This is a genomic window from Pseudomonas sp. MEJ108 (assembly GCF_030208985.1).
Taxonomy (GTDB): domain Bacteria; phylum Pseudomonadota; class Gammaproteobacteria; order Pseudomonadales; family Pseudomonadaceae; genus Aquipseudomonas; species Aquipseudomonas fragariae.
In genome coordinates this window covers 59,043-75,888 of record NZ_JARVSW010000002.1, presented here as the reverse complement: position 1 = coordinate 75,888, position 16,846 = coordinate 59,043, and the positions used below count along the sequence as shown (strand labels likewise).

Annotated in this window: 10 protein-coding genes; all 10 read right to left on the bottom strand. The window is 59.4% G+C overall.

The window, feature by feature from the left end; genetic code table 11:
- Positions 1-66: 66 nt before the first annotated feature.
- Complete coding sequence (locus QRN50_RS01000) at positions 67-915, bottom strand: flagellin domain-containing protein (RefSeq protein ID WP_003417847.1); 849 nt, start codon at positions 913-915, stop codon at positions 67-69.
- Between the two features lie 327 nt (positions 916-1,242).
- The gene (locus QRN50_RS00995; protein ID WP_004408049.1) at positions 1,243-2,169 is read right to left on the bottom strand and encodes a ketoacyl-ACP synthase III; all 927 of its coding nucleotides are present in this window, start codon (positions 2,167-2,169) and stop codon (positions 1,243-1,245) included.
- A gap of 306 nt (positions 2,170-2,475) precedes the next feature.
- Complete coding sequence (locus QRN50_RS00990; protein ID WP_053275546.1) at positions 2,476-5,382, bottom strand: TIGR00180 family glycosyltransferase; 2,907 nt, start codon at positions 5,380-5,382, stop codon at positions 2,476-2,478.
- A gap of 114 nt (positions 5,383-5,496) precedes the next feature.
- On the bottom strand, positions 5,497-9,069 hold the full coding sequence (locus QRN50_RS00985) for a glycosyltransferase (protein ID WP_096104517.1): 3,573 nt from the start codon (positions 9,067-9,069) through the stop codon (positions 5,497-5,499).
- An 89-nt stretch (positions 9,070-9,158) separates the two neighbouring features.
- Positions 9,159-10,751: a flagellar hook-associated protein 3 gene (locus QRN50_RS00980; protein ID WP_003404348.1), complete on the bottom strand. Its 1,593-nt coding sequence runs from the start codon at positions 10,749-10,751 to the stop codon at positions 9,159-9,161.
- A 13-nt stretch (positions 10,752-10,764) separates the two neighbouring features.
- Entirely contained in the window at positions 10,765-12,825 is a 2,061-nt protein-coding gene (gene flgK / locus QRN50_RS00975) for a flagellar hook-associated protein FlgK (protein WP_003404346.1), read from the bottom strand.
- A 10-nt stretch (positions 12,826-12,835) separates the two neighbouring features.
- Complete coding sequence (gene flgJ, locus QRN50_RS00970) at positions 12,836-14,080, bottom strand: flagellar assembly peptidoglycan hydrolase FlgJ (protein WP_024639346.1); 1,245 nt, start codon at positions 14,078-14,080, stop codon at positions 12,836-12,838.
- Between the two features lie 10 nt (positions 14,081-14,090).
- Positions 14,091-15,200: a flagellar basal body P-ring protein FlgI gene (locus QRN50_RS00965; RefSeq protein ID WP_003404340.1), complete on the bottom strand. Its 1,110-nt coding sequence runs from the start codon at positions 15,198-15,200 to the stop codon at positions 14,091-14,093.
- Between the two features lie 13 nt (positions 15,201-15,213).
- Entirely contained in the window at positions 15,214-15,927 is a 714-nt protein-coding gene (gene flgH / locus QRN50_RS00960) for a flagellar basal body L-ring protein FlgH (protein ID WP_011268457.1), read from the bottom strand.
- Between the two features lie 84 nt (positions 15,928-16,011).
- Entirely contained in the window at positions 16,012-16,800 is a 789-nt protein-coding gene (gene flgG / locus QRN50_RS00955) for a flagellar basal-body rod protein FlgG (protein ID WP_003412455.1), read from the bottom strand.
- Between the last annotated feature and the right edge of the window lie 46 nt (positions 16,801-16,846).

Here is a 16,846-nt window from a genome sequence, read left to right as displayed (position 1 = left end):
CACCTCAGAAAGTAAAAAAGCGAGAGAGCACTGTTAAGTACTCCCCCGCTAAAACTCACGCTGATATTACTGAAGCAGTTTCAGTACAGCGGATGGCAGCTGGTTAGCCTGAGCCAGAACAGAGGTGGAAGCCTGTTGCAGAGTCTGTTGCTTGGTCAGCTGTGCAGTTTCAGCAGCGAAGTCGGTATCCTGGATACGACCCAGTGCAGCACTGGCGTTTTCGTTGATGTTCTGCAGGTTGGAGATGGTGCTGGTCAGACGGTTTTGTGCAGCACCGAGATCAGAACGAGTGCTGTTGATGGTCTGCAGCGCCGAGTCGATAGCGGCCATTGCAGCAGAGAAGTTAGTCTCTGCAGCAGCACTGTCGGAACCGACGATGGTGATGGCCGAACCGACACCCAGGGTGTTTGCGTCAAAGCTGGCGCTCAGAGTCAGAGTGATCTGGTTCGAGGCGCCGGAGTTGGAGCCAACCTGGAAAGTCATGGTGCTGGCAGAACCGTCGATCAGGTTTTTGCCGTTCAGGTTGGTACTCTGAGCGATACGGGTCAGTTCCGAACTCATCTGAGTGAATTCTTTGTTCAGTGCAACGCGGTCAGTGTCGCTGTTGCTGTCGTTTCGCGACTGAACAGCCAGTTCACGCATACGTTGCAGAATGTTGGTCGACTCTTGCAGCGCGCCTTCAGCGGTCTGGGCAATGGACATACCGTCGTTGGCGTTTTTGATCGCCATGGTCTGACCTTTGATCTGCGAGTTGATCTTGGTGGCGATGTTCAGGCCAGCAGCGTCGTCTTTGGCGCTGTTGATTTTCAGACCGGAAGACAGACGAGTCATCGAGGTCGAAAGGGCGTCGGAAGCGCGACCCAGGTTCTTCTGGACGTTCAACGATGCTACGTTGGTGTTTACTGTTAAAGCCATGATGAATTCCTCGTTGGTTTGGTACTACGTGGCTTCCGGCCCCTGCAAGCGCCGGGTGTGCCTAGAGAACCTTCGTAATAGTTATCGTCGCGATGGCAGGTTGCTTGAGTGTTTTTTTTTAATATTTTGCCATCACCGTGACACCCCTTATAAAACAAGGGTTTGGGGCGTAATCCCACGGCGGGAAAGAGAGAAATTCACGGCAGTCAGAAGTGGCGGCAGGCGAGCGCATTGCACCACGAAGTTCAAAGTGTGACGCAGATCACTATTTAATTTAAAAACGCCTGGGGTTTTATCCGCAGGCGTTCTTTGTAAGGCGAGGTGAACTCAGTCTTTATAGATAATTGCAGAGCCCCAGGACAACCCCACACCAAAACCACTCAAGGCAACCCGCTTCCATGAAGAACCGAGCACATGCTTTTCGATCAGCAGCGGAATGCTGGATGACACGGTGTTGCCGGTTTCGACCATGTCCTTGAGAAACTTCTCGGGTTTGTCTTCGAAGCGCCGCGCGACCGCATCGACGATCGCCGCACTGCCCTGGTGAATACAGAAGGCATCGATATCGTCCGGGGTCAGATCCGACTCGCCCAGTAGCTCATGCAAATGCGCCGGGACTTTCAACAGTGCAAAGTTGAACACCTGGCGACCGTTCATGAAGAAAACGCCGTTGCTGACCTTCAGATGTGGCGCACCGGAACCATCGGTACCGAACTTCGCCTTGCCCAATTGCCATTCGGCACCCTCGCCCATCCAGGTGGCTGTCGCCGCGTCACCGAACAGCATGGTGGTGTTGCGGTCTTCCTGATCGACAATTTTCGAATACGGATCGGCAGTGATCAACAGGCCATTTTTCAAGCCTGCCGCCTCCATGAAGCCCTTGATCGCATAAATGCCGTACACATAGCCGGAACAGCCCAGCGATATGTCGAATGCAGCGACGTTGGTCGACAGCCCCAGCTTGTCCTGAACGATGGCTGCGGTATGCGGCAGCCCTTCCTCGTCGCCATTCTGGGTGACGACGATCAGCACATCGATGCTTTCGCGCTTGAGCTGCAGGTTATTGGCAAACAGCGTGTTGGCCGCCTCAACGCACAGATCCGAGGTTTCCTGGCCGGCGTCTTTGCGCGGCAGGAAGGTGGAGCCGATCTTCCCAAGGATGAATTCTTCATCCTTGCCAAATCTGGCGCCTTGAGCGTAGTTATCAACACCTGCAACAGGCACGTAACTCGCTATGCTTTTAATGCCAATCATCATGGCTTCCCGATGAGTAAACAGGTCATTTTTCGTCCCGACGAAATCGGGGCGCTACCGAATAGGGTGATTTACGGACATTTTCAGGGCGCTTGGCAGGTTAAAGCAAGTCAGGCGCATGTCGCTCCCTGTAAAACAATACAGTGGAGATGCACTTTATGACCCGCAGGTCACTCTTGAGTGCATGCTTTAGGATAATTTGCGTCGAGGGAACATGCACTTGATGCTTGCCGGCAGCTTCCTGCGAAGAAGCCTTCAAAGTGACTAACCGGCCGCGAAGCAGCCGGTTTTACGGGGGTGAACGACTCAAACGGCCAGAGTGAAGCCTTTGCCGTGGAGATCCAGATTGACGTTGTAGGCTTCATCCTGCGCGAACTGCGATGACCACTTGTCCATCAATGCTTCGCGCGCCTGCTGCGGGGCATGCAGCACACCGGAATGCACCACCTGCACATGCGGCGTCCATACGGTCAGGTAGCCGGCTTGCGCAGCCTTGAGGCACAGGTCGACATCGCCCAGCGCTTCGGCGAATGCCTCCTCATCAAGACCACCCACTGTGTTGTACAGCTCCTTGGCAATCATCAGGCAGGCCGATGACACGGCAGAGTAGTTCTGCTCGACCACCAGACGCTGCATGTAGCCGGTGGCGGTCTTCGGCTCACCGACAAACCCCGAACCCACACCGCCATTGAGGCCCAGCACCAGACCGGCCTGAGTCACTGCGCCTTCGCCATCCACCAGCTTGGCGCCTACCACGCCCACTTCCGGGCGCTGCGCCTGGTTGAGCAGTGATTCGATCCAGCCGACATTGACGATCTGACTTTCAGCATCCAGCAGGATCAGGTATTCGCCACCGGCTTCCTGGCTGATCAGATTGCGCAGGGTCGCGGGACTCATGCGTTGTTCGGTACGGAATACCCGCACGCGACCCGACACCTGCTCCTGCCGGTCAAGCCAGGTCGACAGTTCGGCAGAGGTGCTGGCGTTGTCACCGATCAGCACTTCATAACGCTGATAGCGGGTGCGTTGCAGAATGCTTTGCAGGCAACGCTGCAATTGGGGCAGGTTGTCCTGGCTGTGCAGCAGGATCGAAACCACCGGCCGGTGGGCGTGGCGATAATCGATCTTGTAGGTGCCAGGCTGCGCCGAGCTGACTTCAGCCTGATAACCGCGCTTGCCAAGGTGGCGCTTGAGCGCTTTCTGTTCGTCCGGATTGTCTTTCAGCTCGGGCGCCTCACAGATCAGCAACGGTTCGCTCAAATGGGCCAGGCCGCTCATACCGCCCTGCTCGATCAGGCGCAGCAACAGATCGAATTCCAGCGCCTCGGGAAACTCGCGCGAGTATCCACCCGCCTCGACCAGCAACTCGCGACGCACCAGCCAGTGACGAGCCATCAGTGCCGGCAGGCTTTGCAGCAGATCAAGGTTGAAGCCGGGACGGAACACCGGCGTGAGCGTGCCATTGGCTTGACGCTGAATCTCGTCCACGGCAACGGCCCGGCACTGCGCGGCATCGATCAGCTCGGCGCTGGCCAGCAATAGACCGCTGCGGGTGAACTCTTCGCCGGCCTGCGCGAGCATCAGCCAGTCGCTGGGCGACTGTTTGACGACCTGGTTGATCTTGTCGACGTAGTTGCTTTCGGTGACTTTCACAAAGTGCAGGGTATTGTGCAGCGTAGTCACGGCTGGCAATTCTCCGGTGGTGAACACCACCACCCTGAACGCCTTGTAATGACTGTTGATCAGGCTGTCGAACGTGGCCTGCAGCTTGAATACATCCGCCTCCAGGTCCAGCAACAGGATACCGATCTGCGACCCGCCCGGTTTGCTGGCGAGCCTGTCGCTGATCTGCTTGAGGGCCTCAGGCGCCGGATCGCGCGATTCGAGCCAGTTGAGCAGTTGACCGGAAGCCATGCCATCGAGCAGCCGACCATTGTCGAAAGCGGATGCCGCCTGCAGACGCTGGCTCCAGGCCGAAACCTGTTCGATCTGCTTTTCGCTGTCCTTGCCTTTGCCGCTGATCAATTCCGCGATCAGGCTCTGCACGACGCCCAGATTGAAGGCGTAGGTTTCGTAGGCGTACCACAAGCGGCTGATGCGCGCCTCGGCGTCCGGGTTGCTCTGCTCGCGCAACAACTCGGCCTGCTTGAGCAGCGCCGCTTCCAGCCCTTCCAGCTGCAAACGGCCCGCTGGCATCAGATGGATGAGGAATTCGATTCTGGCCAGCTCATCGAACAACGCCTGGTTGTAGAACGGCATTTCGACAAACTGACGAGGCTCGAAGAGCGCGTCCGATTGCTCAAGGCCGACATTCCACACCGCGCTGATGATTTTCTCATCGCCCTGGAAGCCCTGGGTCTTGAGGCACTCGCCCATGGCGGCAAGACCGGCCTGAATCTTCTGTTCGCCCTGCGCGCCGTCGAAGCCAGAGCCCTCACCGAGCAGCGCGACCAGTTTTTTGGCGAACGCATCGCGGGCGGCCCTGGCCTTGGGATCAGTGTGCCTGACGGCGGCGGCAATGGCCGCGCCATGGCGTAGCTCGGCCTGCTTGCCCGAGGTGAAGTGCAGTGCATAAGCGATTGGCAGGATGCGCAGGCGGGCCGCCGCAACCAGATAGTTCATATGGCCGATTTCCTGCCAGTGCGGCTCGGTGTCATCGGTAACCGAAGTGAACCACTGCTGCGCCAGCTCCGCGCGCGTCACTGCGCTGAGCAGCGACAGGCTTTCACTCATGAAACCCAGAATCCGCTCACCCGCGTCATCCGCGGCATAGTCTTCGCAGGTTTTGCGATCGCGACGGAAATAGTCCACCTGACCGACCTGCGCCTGATAGCTCAGGCTGTAGCCCTGACAGGCGCCGTAGGTGGGGTTGGCCTCAAGAAAGCTCAGCGCTGCGCTCAGTGCATCAGGCAGCAGAAAACTGTCGACCGGAGCCTGAACCACGAAGGGCGTGGTCACCTGCTTGAGCCCCTCGGCGATCCTGACGCCAAGGCTGGCACTGGCCAGCGCGTCACTGTGCAGGTAATGCAGGCCGGCTGTGCCGGCAATCTCCGCATCAGGCTGGGCTGACGCATCGACCACTATGAGGGTGCACGGAAACTGGCTGTAATACTTCAAGGCGCGGCGCAGGAAGTCTGGCTGGTCCCTGGCCATCAACAGCAGGGTCAGACGCTGATTCAAAGCGGTGTGTTCATTTCCCGAATGGCTTTGCATGATCTTTCCTTATAACGAATCGATTGCGCCTTCAACCGCAGCGGGCGTTGAAGCAAGAGCGTAGCGTGACCGTGCCAGCGGGCAACCCGCTGGTGCGTGTTCAAACGGATCGGATCAGTCCGGCAACCAGCCGTTGGCCCAATACTGCAGGTTTTCGCCGCGCAACATGAAGTCACGCAGTACTGTCTCGCGCAACTCGTCGCCCATGCGGTAGCTGGCATTGGGGTCGGACAAGTGCATGCGGATCGCCTGCAACCATTCTTCGGAGCTGTTGGTGTACACCCGGGTCGCCGGCAGATGGCCGCGATACGCCTCGGTGTCGGAACAGATCACCGGATAGCCGCAGGCGCCGTACTCCAGCAACCTGAGGTTGCTTTTGCAGTCATTGAAAATATGGAATTCCAGCGGTGCCAAGGCCAGATCAAGGTTCAGGCTGGCGAGCTTGGCCGGGTAGGTTTTCAGGCTGACCCCTGGATGGAACTCATGGATGTAGGGCTTGAGCAGATCCGGGCACATGCCGAAGAACACCCACTCGACTTCATCAGCCAGTTCGCGCACCACATCGGCAATCAGCTCCAGGTCCCCCCGATGGCTGGTGCCGCCGCCCCAGCCGATACGCGGCTTGTCCGAGCTGCGACGCTGGGTCCTGAGGTTACTCCACAAGTGGGTCGCCAGCATGTTCGGCACGACGCGAATGTCGCTGTGCATGCTCGACAGCGCCTCGGCCAGCGGGTGAGTCGATACCACCACACGGTCACACAGGCCTATACCCTTGCGCAGCATGGCGCCGATGTTGTCCGGCATGTTGCGCTTGTGCTCGTTGCGCTCGGGGACATCGGCGATGTAGTCATCAAGCTCGAAAATACGCATGGCATTGGAGTAGTTCTTTGCCAGCTCGATGTCCGGGACCTTGGCTTCTGTGTAACGCCCCTGGAAAACGATGACATCTGGCGACTGGCGCTCTATTTCGACCGGCGTTGCGGTCTCGTAAGTCATCCGGCCAACCACCCGCCCGGCCGCCATCAACTCCAGGAGTGGCTGGCTGACCCGGTAGTGACCCACCGCCGAGGAGTTGACCGCCATACCGAAAATGGACGGCAGATGCCGGGTGCAGAACGGGCTCCAGCCCGCCAGCAGACCAGGGTCCAGGGTGAACGACAGCGCCTCGTTGAGGTACAGGTTGGGGTTGTAGGCCTGATCCCTGGCCATCTTCGGCAGCCACTTCTGGAAGAATGATTTCTGCTCGTTGTCGAGTACCTGACGAGACGTCTCGTTACGTTCGGCGGCAGCAGGCTCGGCCAGTACCAGCGATGAATCCGGGGTACCGACGATCAGGTAACCCTCGTGCCCGACACGCATGCACAGGTCCAGATCCTGCAGCCCCTGCGTGAAGGTCGCCGCCTCCAGTGCGCCGACGGCGTCGAACACGTCCTTGCGCACCATCAGGCAATTGCCGCTGACCGCACTCCAGTTCTGGGTCAATTGCAGGCGCTGCATGTAGCCACTGGCACCTGCAGGGAAATTGATGAACGGCCGACCGGCCAGACCATCCATGCCCATGACCATGCCTGCGTACAGAATATTGCCTTGTGGATTGAGGATACGTGGACCGACGATCCCGACCTCGGGGCGCTGGGCATGGTGCATCAGCCCCTGCAGCCAGTCCGCCTGATGGATCAGCGCATAGGCGCTGAGCATCAGCAGATAATCGCCACGCGCCTGACCGGCGGCATGATTCTGGGCGGCTGCCTCGCTGCCTGTTGCGGACAGGGAAAAAATCCGCAACTTGTCGCTGCCCAGCTCACTCATCGCCGTGAACCATGCCCGCGCTTCGGCGCTTTCGCTGGCGTTGTCGACGATCAGGACTTCGTAATTCGGGTAGGTGGTGTTGCTGAGCAGACTGTCTATGCAGCGCTCCAGGGCGCCCAGTTGATCCCTGGCGGTGATGATGATCGAGACCAGAGGCAGTGATGGGTGAACGTACTCGATGCGATTGAGCAACGGCAACTGATCGTGATGAATCACGTGTTCTCTGCCGATCCGTGACAGGTGGGCTGCAACCAGAGGCTCGCTGTGCTTGATGACACCAGGCAGCGACAGCCAGTCCGCGAACGCCAGACGCGACTCGACCTGAACTTCGGCAATGTGCTCGATGCTCTGCGGCCCGGCCCCTTCGACCAGACGCCAGATCACATCGTGCGGGGCGAGTTCATCGAAGGCCGGATCGAAACCGCCCATGTCGAGCAGATTTCGACGTTCGAACGCCAGCGTGCGCCCGACATAAGGGTAGGCACGCAGCAGGTCCAGGTTGAAGCCGGGTTTGAAAATCGGCTCTCTGGACTCGTCCTCGACCAGCGCGCCTTCGTCGCTGTAGACACACAGCAGCCCGGGGATCTGGGCGATACGCTCGGCCAGAATCAACAACGCTGGCTGCGTCAGCCGGTCACCAGCGCGCAACAGGTAGACCCAGTCGGCACTGTCCAGCAGTGGCAATACTTCGTTCAGTTGCCGAGCCCAGTCCGGCTGCAGAGAAAAACGCAACACCTGAGGGTCGTCGACACTGGCGTTGGTCAGCACTACCACCGAGTCTGCGGCATAGTCCTGTTCGGCCAGGCTGCGCAAGGTGATATCGAGGGCCTCGGCATCGCCATCCGGATCGATGATCACCGGCACGATACGTGGCTGCCAGGCCCAATTGACGATGCGCTGTTCCAGCAGTTTTTTTTGCGGCTCGGAAAACCGGCGGCAGGACAGCCATTCGGCGTAAAGCTCTGCATAGCTGTCACTGCTGCTGCCAACGCGGCTCATCATGATGCCCTGGCGACCAGCCATCACCCCGTAAAGGCCGACCTCATCCCACTCGCGCGGCTCTTCGTGCGCGCGGCGCAGAGGCAGAAAACGCACCCAGCCCTGAGCCGGTGCGTCTTCGCCGCTACGCGCCTTGAGCATTTCGTTCAGCCAGCCCCATTCGGTGGTGGCTTTCTGGTGCATATCGCCCTGACTGCTGAAGCGCCCCGGGTGCAGGCGTTCGGTGCTCTGGATGCTGTGCAGCACCACGAGATTGCCGCGTCGCAGCAGGCAGATAAACAACGTGAAATCCAGCAGCGCAACGAAACCCTGCGGCAGCGCAATGGACGGCAGGTATTCCTGGACATCGGCGCGACGCATCAGCGCGCCACTGAAACCGCCCAGATAATTGCGCGGCGTGCGCTCGAAAATCGCCAGCATGTCCTCGCCCTTGAACACGGCGTCGTAGGGCACGAGGCCGACGTTTTCCATGCGGGCCGGCAAGACATAATCATCGACATCCACCAGATGGCGCTTGCTGACGACGAGTTGGACGTCCTGGTAGGTATCAAGGGTTTGCGCCTGATGCGCAATGCAGTAGTTATAGAGGCGGTCGTCATCACAGAGAAACTTGATGTACTCGCCGCTCGCCTGCTCCAGCCCCTTGAGCAGGTTGCCCTGAAACCCCAGGCGCTGAGGATTGCGCAGGTAACGGGCCCGGTCGCTGTCGGGAGCCACCAGTTCGTCGAAAATCGCCTTGATCTCGTCGCTACGGCAATCGTCACAGACGATGATTTCGAGATTGTCGTAGACCTGGTCGAGCGCACTTTGCAGCGCTGCGCGGAAAAAACGCGGATTGAAGGCGGGAATGACGATACTGACGAGGGGGACTGAATTCACTATGACTGACTCGCGAGCGGCTGGGGACCCATCAGTCGAGTGGCCCCCCTCACCGCTGAAAAAAGACGGCGGATGCTCAACGTCAGAACTCAAAGCTGACTGAACAGGTTCAACTTGGATAGCATGGTAAACACCTGCTGAGAAGCGTCCAGCATGGTTTTCTGTAATGTCAGGCGGGTGGTCGCCTCGACGATGTCGGCGTTTACGTAAGTGCCTTGCTCAGTGGTGTTGTTGCCTTTGAGCAGATCGTTGGTCGTGCCTTGGGCGGTTGCCGCCAGCTGACGCGCACCGCCGTTGGAGCGTGCCGTAGAGGCCTGCTCGATGGCGCTGCTCATGTTGCCCAGCGCAGAGTTCAGCGCTGCCGTCATATTCTGCGAGGCCACCAGGTTGCCATCGGTGGGCGTCGACAGGGCTTTGATCGCCGCTGTCAGCGTATTGAGAATGTTCTCGGTCTGGTGCGTGCCAGACTCGACGATGAACTGATCGCCGGCAGCCGGCGTGCCGCTGATATTGAAGTTCACCCCTGAAGCATTGGCCGTCGAACCGGTCATGGTGCCACTGGACACTGGCTTGCTGCTGCTGGTCAGTGGCGCGGCGTACAGGTCGTAATCGGTCGGGCTGGTGAACTTGAGGATTGCGCCGTCTGTCGGGAAGGTATTGTTGAAAGCAGTCCGGTCCGCAGCGGTATTGCCCACGACAGAGCTGCTGACGGTCGCCGTTGACGTATTGCCGGCGCTGCGCGAGGTGGAAACACTGTCCGGTGTCGACGCCAACTGGTAGCTGCGATTGGCCAGCGCCGCATCTGCGGTAGCGTCCGAAACCCGGTCAGCGGCTGGCAGGTTGACGTTGAGGGTCATTTCCACGCCGCGGAAGGTGAACGTCTGGGCATCGAACGAGCCGTGGGAAAACTTGCCGCCAGACGACGTATCGGAACTCACGTCAGTGCCACTGGCGTCAGTGATCTTGAACTGCGTACCGCTGAGAAAGGTCAGCGTGTAGGGCTCACCGGCCTGGTAGCTGGCGTTATAGGTCGGAGTGGACGTCACCAGGCCACTGCTGAGGCCGATCTTGCCGTCATCGGTTGCAGGCGAGAGCAGTGTGGCAGACGTACGGGTTGTGTTGACCGACTGTTCGAAGGCCTCGAAACCTGACGTGTTGCTGGCCATCACCAGACCATCGCCTACCGCCAGATTGACGCTGGTCTGATCGCCCTTGTAGCTGTAGGAGCCGTCGGCGTTCAGCGAGTACGGTGGCGTAGAGGCCTTGGAACCGGAAAATATGTACTGACCGTTCGGGTCCTGGCTGTTCATCAGGCCCAGAATCTGACTCTGGTACTGCTTGAGGGCCGAAGCCTTGGCGAGCCGGTCCGAGTCGGTAAAGGCGCCACTGCCTGCAGAGACGATCTGCTCACGCGCGGCCTGCATCGTGTCGATGATGCTGGTCAGCGTCGTTTCGGTGGTCACCGCATTGGTATTGATCGTGCCGATATTGGTTTCGTACTGGGTCAGCATGGAGTTCTGCTGGGTCAGTTGCAGTACGCGCGCCGCACCCACCGGATCATCGCCCGCAGTATTGAGCTTGATGCCGCTGGAAACCTCTTCGCTGGTCTTGTTCAGGTTCGAATAGTTACGCTGATAATTGGTGTTCGTGGATTCGAAGAACTGGGTAGTCGAGATACGCATGGCTCACGATTCCTTAAAGACTGTTGATCAGCGTGCTGAAAATGGTTTGTGCCGCCTTGATGATCTGCGAAGAGGCGGTGTAGTACTGCTGGTACTTGATCAGGTTGGACGCTTCTTCATCGAGCGATACACCCGAGACCGAATCGCGTGACGACTTCGCCTGGCTGACAACGGCCGCTGTGGCGGTCACATCGTTCTTGCTCTGGCTCGCCAGCGTACCCACAACAGACACCGTATCTGCATACGAACCGGACAGGCTGGTACCCACACCACCGTTGACGACGCCGACAGTCTTGGCAGTCTGCAGGCCGACCACCGCCAACGCATTGCGGTTATCGGACGAGCCGCCGCCGGTCATGCCGATGCTGAACGTGTCATTGGCAACCGGCGAGCCGGAAATGGTCATTTGCAGTTCAAAAGCGGTTTTGCTGCTCGGCGTTGTCGTGGTGTCGGTATAGCCAACGTTCAATTTGACGGTGTTGGCCTGACCCTGAATGATCGAACCACTGACGGCGTTGCCATTCTGGTCAAGCACCGCCCCGCCACTCGCATTGATCAGGGTATAACTCTGCACGCCGGTGCTGCTGACCGCACCCATTACCAGTTTCATCGGGGTGGAGTCTTTGAGCGCATTGCGCAGGTCAGCGGTCTGGGTGCTGTCGTAGATATCGGACTTGGTGTTCAGCACCGGCTGAGTGAAGCCGCCGGTGCCGGAGTTGCTGCTACCCGCGGTTGCCGTCAACGGCGCGGCAGCTGCAATGTCCTTGGCATCGGTCAGCACCACCGAAATCCCCGAGGCGCCAGTACGGGTAGGGATGACCTTGAAACTGTCACCGGCGGCCAGCGTATTGCCGTTGAGGCTCACACTGAAGCCATCGAACTGCTTGGGCGGATTGTCAGCCAGCGAACCGGCACCCACGCTCTCGCCATTGGGCAGACGGCGCACGCTGAAATTCGATGAATCGCTGAACGTCACTTCATAATCGTTGGCGGTCAGCTTGCTGGTGTCGCCGATCGTCACGTTGAGGTTGCCGGAGCCGACACTGTTGGTGGTTTTGCCGACGCTGCGCTGGGTGATGGCATCCGCACTGTTGATGCTGGAGAACAGGTTCGAACCGAAGTTGCCCTTGCTGTCGATACCCTGGCTCATCTGGCTGTTGACCTGATCGGACAGCACCATCGCGGTACGGCCCAGTTCATTGGTCGCGGGCACCAGCACTTCGTTGCGATAACGCAACAGACCACCAATCGAGCCGCCAGTAAGCACCGAGGTCACATCGGTCTGGGTCTGGCCGTAGGCAATCTGCACGTTGTACTGCAACGGATCGGACGGGCTCGGGCTGGCCGACATCTTGTAGGACGTGCCGCCACTGACCAGCGATTGTCCGGTGCCGGTATAAATGTCGAAGTTGCCGTTGTTCTCGACCACTTTCACGCCAACCAGCTCGTTGAGCTGACGAACCGCTTCACTGCGCGAGTCAAGCAGGGTGTTAGGCGTGGCATTGCCCGCCGACGCTTGTGTAATCTGCTTGTTCAGGCTCGCCAGCGTGGTGGTCAGTTCGTTGACCTGTTTGGTGAAGGTGTTGAGCTGCGTGTTGACGTTATCGTTCTGCGTGGACAACTGCGACGACACCGAGTTGAAGCGTGCGCTCAACGCGCCAGCCTGGGTCAGGAACGACGAGCGTTCTGCCGACTGCGTGGCGCTGGTGGCGATGCCCTGCATCTTGGTGAAGAAATCCGCCAGCTGCACGGAGATCCCCGTCGCACTGTCGGACAGCAATGTATCGGTCTTGCTGGCCTGACCGGAATAAGCCACTGCATCCGCGCTGAGGGCGGTGCTCGATTGCAATTGGGTGTCCAGATAGCTGTTGTAGATGCGACGTACGTCGGACAGCGTGGTGCCGGTACCGATGTAGCCCACACCCTGACCAAGAGCGATCTGCGCCGAAGCCGTGGTCAGCACCTGCTGACGCGAGTAACCCGCGGTATCCACGTTGGCCGTGTTGTTACCGATGGTGTTGATCGCGGCACTGCTGGCATTGATACCTGAGAGCCCAATTGAAATCAGCGACATGAGTCAAACCTTATAAAGTCGTGGAAGAGCCCGCTGCAGCGGCGTAAGTCTGGTAACTCTTCATCTGCTTGGCAATCTGCGAAATCTTGCTGGCATAGTCCGGGTCAGTGGCGTAACCGGCTTTCTGCAATTCTTTTACAAACTGTTCCGGTTTATCGGCCGAATTGACCACTTCTTTATAGCGACTGTTGTTCTGCAACAGACTGACCAGGTCGTGGAAGCTGTCGGCATAGGAATCGTAGGAACGGAAGTCCGCGGTTTCCTTGACCATCTTGCCGTCGCGGAACTCGCTGGTGATCGCGCGCGCTTCGGCACCCTTCCAGCTGCCTGCCGCCTTGATGCCGAACAGGTTGTAACTGCTGCTGCCGTCCTGCTGACGCATGATCGATTTGCCCCAACCGGTTTCCAGTGCCGCCTGCGCCACCAGCATGACCGGGTCAACGCCGATACGTGCTGCGGCTTCCTTGGCCAATGGCAGCATGGTTTCGACGAACTGATCGGCGTTGCTGAACGCACGCTTGGCCGGTGCCAGCGGTGGCTGGGCCATGGAACGCACGTACTCGGGCGCTGGCGCCAGGTTCGGATCGAGTGTCCAGTCGCCGTTGTTGCCTGTGCTGCCGGCTGTCGCGCGAGCGGGTACCGGGCTGTTGCTGACGGCGGTTGTAGCGGACGGCACGATGCCAGCCAGCAGACGATCGGTGAGCTTGGCGGGCAGGGACAGACGGCGGGCGTTGAGCAGCGCCATGTCATTGCGCCCTTCTCCGGACGCCGATGCCGCAGCCGCCGCCTGATCGGCAGCCGCCGAGCGCGTGGCCCACAATGGACGCTGGTAGACACTGGTCGCCAGACCGGTCTTGGCCGGCGCAGCGTCAGTAGCGGCCGTTGCAGCGTCGGTCGTATTGACCGGCGCGGCATGGTTTATCCCCTTGTCTTTCGACAATTGGCGCATCAGCACATCCTGCAGACCGATACCGTTGCCACGCGTGGAGAGTGTGACCGCCAGCTGCTGGTCATACATATCCTGATACTGCCGCGTGGCCGGGGTGTTCATCGGATTGTCCTTGGCCAGCACTTCGTTGGCCGAGCGCATGGCCTTGAGCATCTGGCTGACGAACAGCGACTCGAACTCGCGGGCCACTTTCTTCTGGTTTTCCACACTGTCCTTGTCGCCATGCTTCAGCGACGCCAGACGGTTGACGTCGGTGTACGCACCCGAGTCGACCGCTGACGAAATTCCGCTCTTGGGCATATCCATGCTCGAATCCTCAGATCACGATCAGGTCGGCTTGCAACGCGCCGGCCTGTTTAAGCGCTTCGAGAATGGCCATCAGGTCACCGGGCGCAGCGCCCACCTGATTGACCGCGCGAACGATCTCATCCAGCGTGGTGCCTGGACCGAACTTGAACATCGGGTGCAGCTCCTGCTGGGCATTGACCCGCGAGCGAGGCACTACCGCAGTCTGACCGCCGGACAATGCGCCCGGCTGGCTGACGATCGGGTCTTCGGTGATGGTCACGGTCAGGCTGCCGTGGGTTACGGCAGCAGGCGACACCTTGACGTTCTGACCGATGACAATCGTGCCGGTACGCGAATTGATGATGACCTTGGCAGCGGTCTGGCCGGGATCGACTTCCAGGTTTTCCAGAATCGACAGGTAGTCGACACGCTGACCCGGATCAAGCGGCGCGGTCACACGCACCGAACCACCGTCCAAGGCCTGAGCGACGCCCGGGCCCAACAATTCGTTGATCTTGTCGACTATCCGCTTGGCCGTAGTGAAGTCGGAACGGTTCAGGTTCAGGGTCAGGGTATTGCCCTGATTGAAGCCGCTCGGCACCGAGCGCTCGACCGAAGCGCCGCCAGGAATGCGTCCCGACGACGGGACGTTGACGGTAATCTTCGAACCGTCACGGCCTTCCGCATCGAAACCACCGACCACCAGGTTGCCTTGAGCGATGGCGTAAACGTTGCCGTCGACACCTTTCATCGGTGTCATCAACAGCGCACCGCCGCGCAGACTCTTGGAGTTACCGATCGAGGAAACGGTGATATCGACCGTCTGCCCCGGCTTGGCGAAGGCAGGCAGATCCGCATACACAGCGACCGCCGCGACGTTTTTCAGCTGCACGGTGCCCGAACCCGACGGCACCTTGATGCCGAACTGCGACAGCATGTTGTTGAAGGTCTGCAGGGTGAACGGGGTCTGGGTGGTCTGGTCACCTGTACCGTTGAGACCCACGACCAGACCGTAACCGATCAACTGGTTGGCCCGTACGCCGGAGATGCTCGCGATGTCCTTCAGACGCTCGGCGTGGACGCCGAACGCTGTGGACAACAACAAGGTCGCCGCTATCAGTTGCTTGAGCTTGATCATGTCTATCCCGCTATCAGAAAGGGAACAACGGGCTGAGGAAGAAGCGGTCGAACCAGCCTGGCTGGCTGGTATCGGCGAAGGCTCCGGTCCCCGAATAGGTAATACGTGCATCGGCGATACGGGTGGACGACACAGTGTTGTCGGTCGCGATGTCGTCAGCCCGGACCAGGCCGGCAATCCGCACCAGTTCGTCACCGGTATTGAGGGTCATCCACTTCTCGCCACGCACCGCCAGAATGCCGTTGGGCAGCACATCCGCAACCGTCACGGTGACCGAACCGGTCAGACTGTTGCTCTGTGCAGCCTTGCCATCACCCTTGGTGGTCCGCGCACCGTTGTAACCGGCATTCAGACTCAGGTCGTTGCCGCCAATCGGGTTGTTGGTGGTCAGACCCGAACCGAACAGCGAGGTCAGACCAATGCTGTTGGTGCTGTCCTTGGACATTGCCGAAGTGGCCGCCTTGCTCGCCGCCATACGCTCGGAGAGCGTGATGGTAATGATGTCGCCAATACGGAAGGCCTTGCGGTCGCCGTACAGGTTCTGCTCGAAACCGGCCTGATAGATGGCGCCATTGTTGGCAGCCGCCGACATGGGCGTACGCGGCAACACCGGAGCGTAATAAGGGTCATTGGGCTTGGCCGTCGGCGCAACACAGCCGGACAGCAGGGTGATCCCGCACAATGAAGCGATCAACACTGAAAAACGCGGAACACTAAGGCGGTTCATGACACTTGAAACCTCGCGGTGTAACAGGCGCTTATCAGGCGCCCCATCGGATTGAGCGGTTCTACGAGCAGCGACATCAAGGCCTTACAGGTTCTGCGTCAGGTTTTGCAGCATCTGGTCAGCGGTCGAGATCACTTTGGAGTTCATCTCGTAGGCGCGCTGGGTAGTGATCATGTTGACCAGTTCCTCAACGGTGCTGACGTTGGAGTTTTCCAGGGTGTTCTGCAGGGTCGGACCCAGGCCGTTAAGGCCAGGGGTGCCGATCTGCGGCGCGCCGCTCGAACCGGTTTCCAGGTACAGGTTGCCACCGATGGCCTGCAGGCCGGCCGGGTTGATGAAGTCGGCGGTCTGGATATTGCCGATGATCTGCGGCGTAGCGGTTGCGCCTGCCAGCGTGACGGAAACAGTACCGTCCTGACCGACCGTGAAGGTCTGGGCGTTCTGCGGAACGACAATCGCAGGCTCAAGGGCATAACCGTTGGCCGTGACGATCTGGCCGTTGGCGTCGAGGTGGAACGTACCGTCACGGCTGTAGGCAATGGTGCCGTCCGGCTGGGTCACCTGAAAGAAACCACGACCGTTGACCGCCAGGTCCAGCGGGTTGTTGGTGGTCTGCAGGCTACCGGCAGTGAAGTTCTTCTGCGTGCCGACAATGCGCACACCGGTACCCAGTTGCAGGCCGGAAGGCAGTTCGCTGTCCTGAGTGGACTGGGCACCCGGCTGGCGTTTGATCTGATACAGCAGGTCCTGGAACTCGGCCCGGTCACTTTTGAAACCGGTGGTCGAGACGTTCGCCAGGTTGTTGGAGATGGTGGTCAGGTTGGTATCCTGAGCGGCAAGGCCGGTTTTGGCGACGTATAGAGCAGGAAGCATGTGTGTTCTCCTCGAGCGCCGGTTTGTCGGCGCAAGCTGTCATTGA

Coding starts and splice junctions, on each gene's coding strand:
- QRN50_RS01000 (WP_003417847.1), bottom strand. CDS start 915: ATGGCTTTAACAGTAAACACCAACGTAGCATCGTTGAACGTCCAGAAG.
- QRN50_RS00995 (WP_004408049.1), bottom strand. CDS start 2,169: ATGATTGGCATTAAAAGCATAGCGAGTTACGTGCCTGTTGCAGGTGTT.
- QRN50_RS00990 (WP_053275546.1), bottom strand. CDS start 5,382: ATGCAAAGCCATTCGGGAAATGAACACACCGCTTTGAATCAGCGTCTG.
- QRN50_RS00980 (WP_003404348.1), bottom strand. CDS start 10,751: ATGCGTATCTCGACTACCCAGTTCTTCGAATCCACGAACACCAATTAT.
- flgK (WP_003404346.1), bottom strand. CDS start 12,825: ATGTCGCTGATTTCAATTGGGCTCTCAGGTATCAATGCCAGCAGTGCC.
- flgJ (WP_024639346.1), bottom strand. CDS start 14,080: ATGGATATGCCCAAGAGCGGAATTTCGTCAGCGGTCGACTCGGGTGCG.
- QRN50_RS00965 (WP_003404340.1), bottom strand. CDS start 15,200: ATGATCAAGCTCAAGCAACTGATAGCGGCGACCTTGTTGTTGTCCACA.
- flgH (WP_011268457.1), bottom strand. CDS start 15,927: ATGAACCGCCTTAGTGTTCCGCGTTTTTCAGTGTTGATCGCTTCATTG.
- flgG (WP_003412455.1), bottom strand. CDS start 16,800: ATGCTTCCTGCTCTATACGTCGCCAAAACCGGCCTTGCCGCTCAGGAT.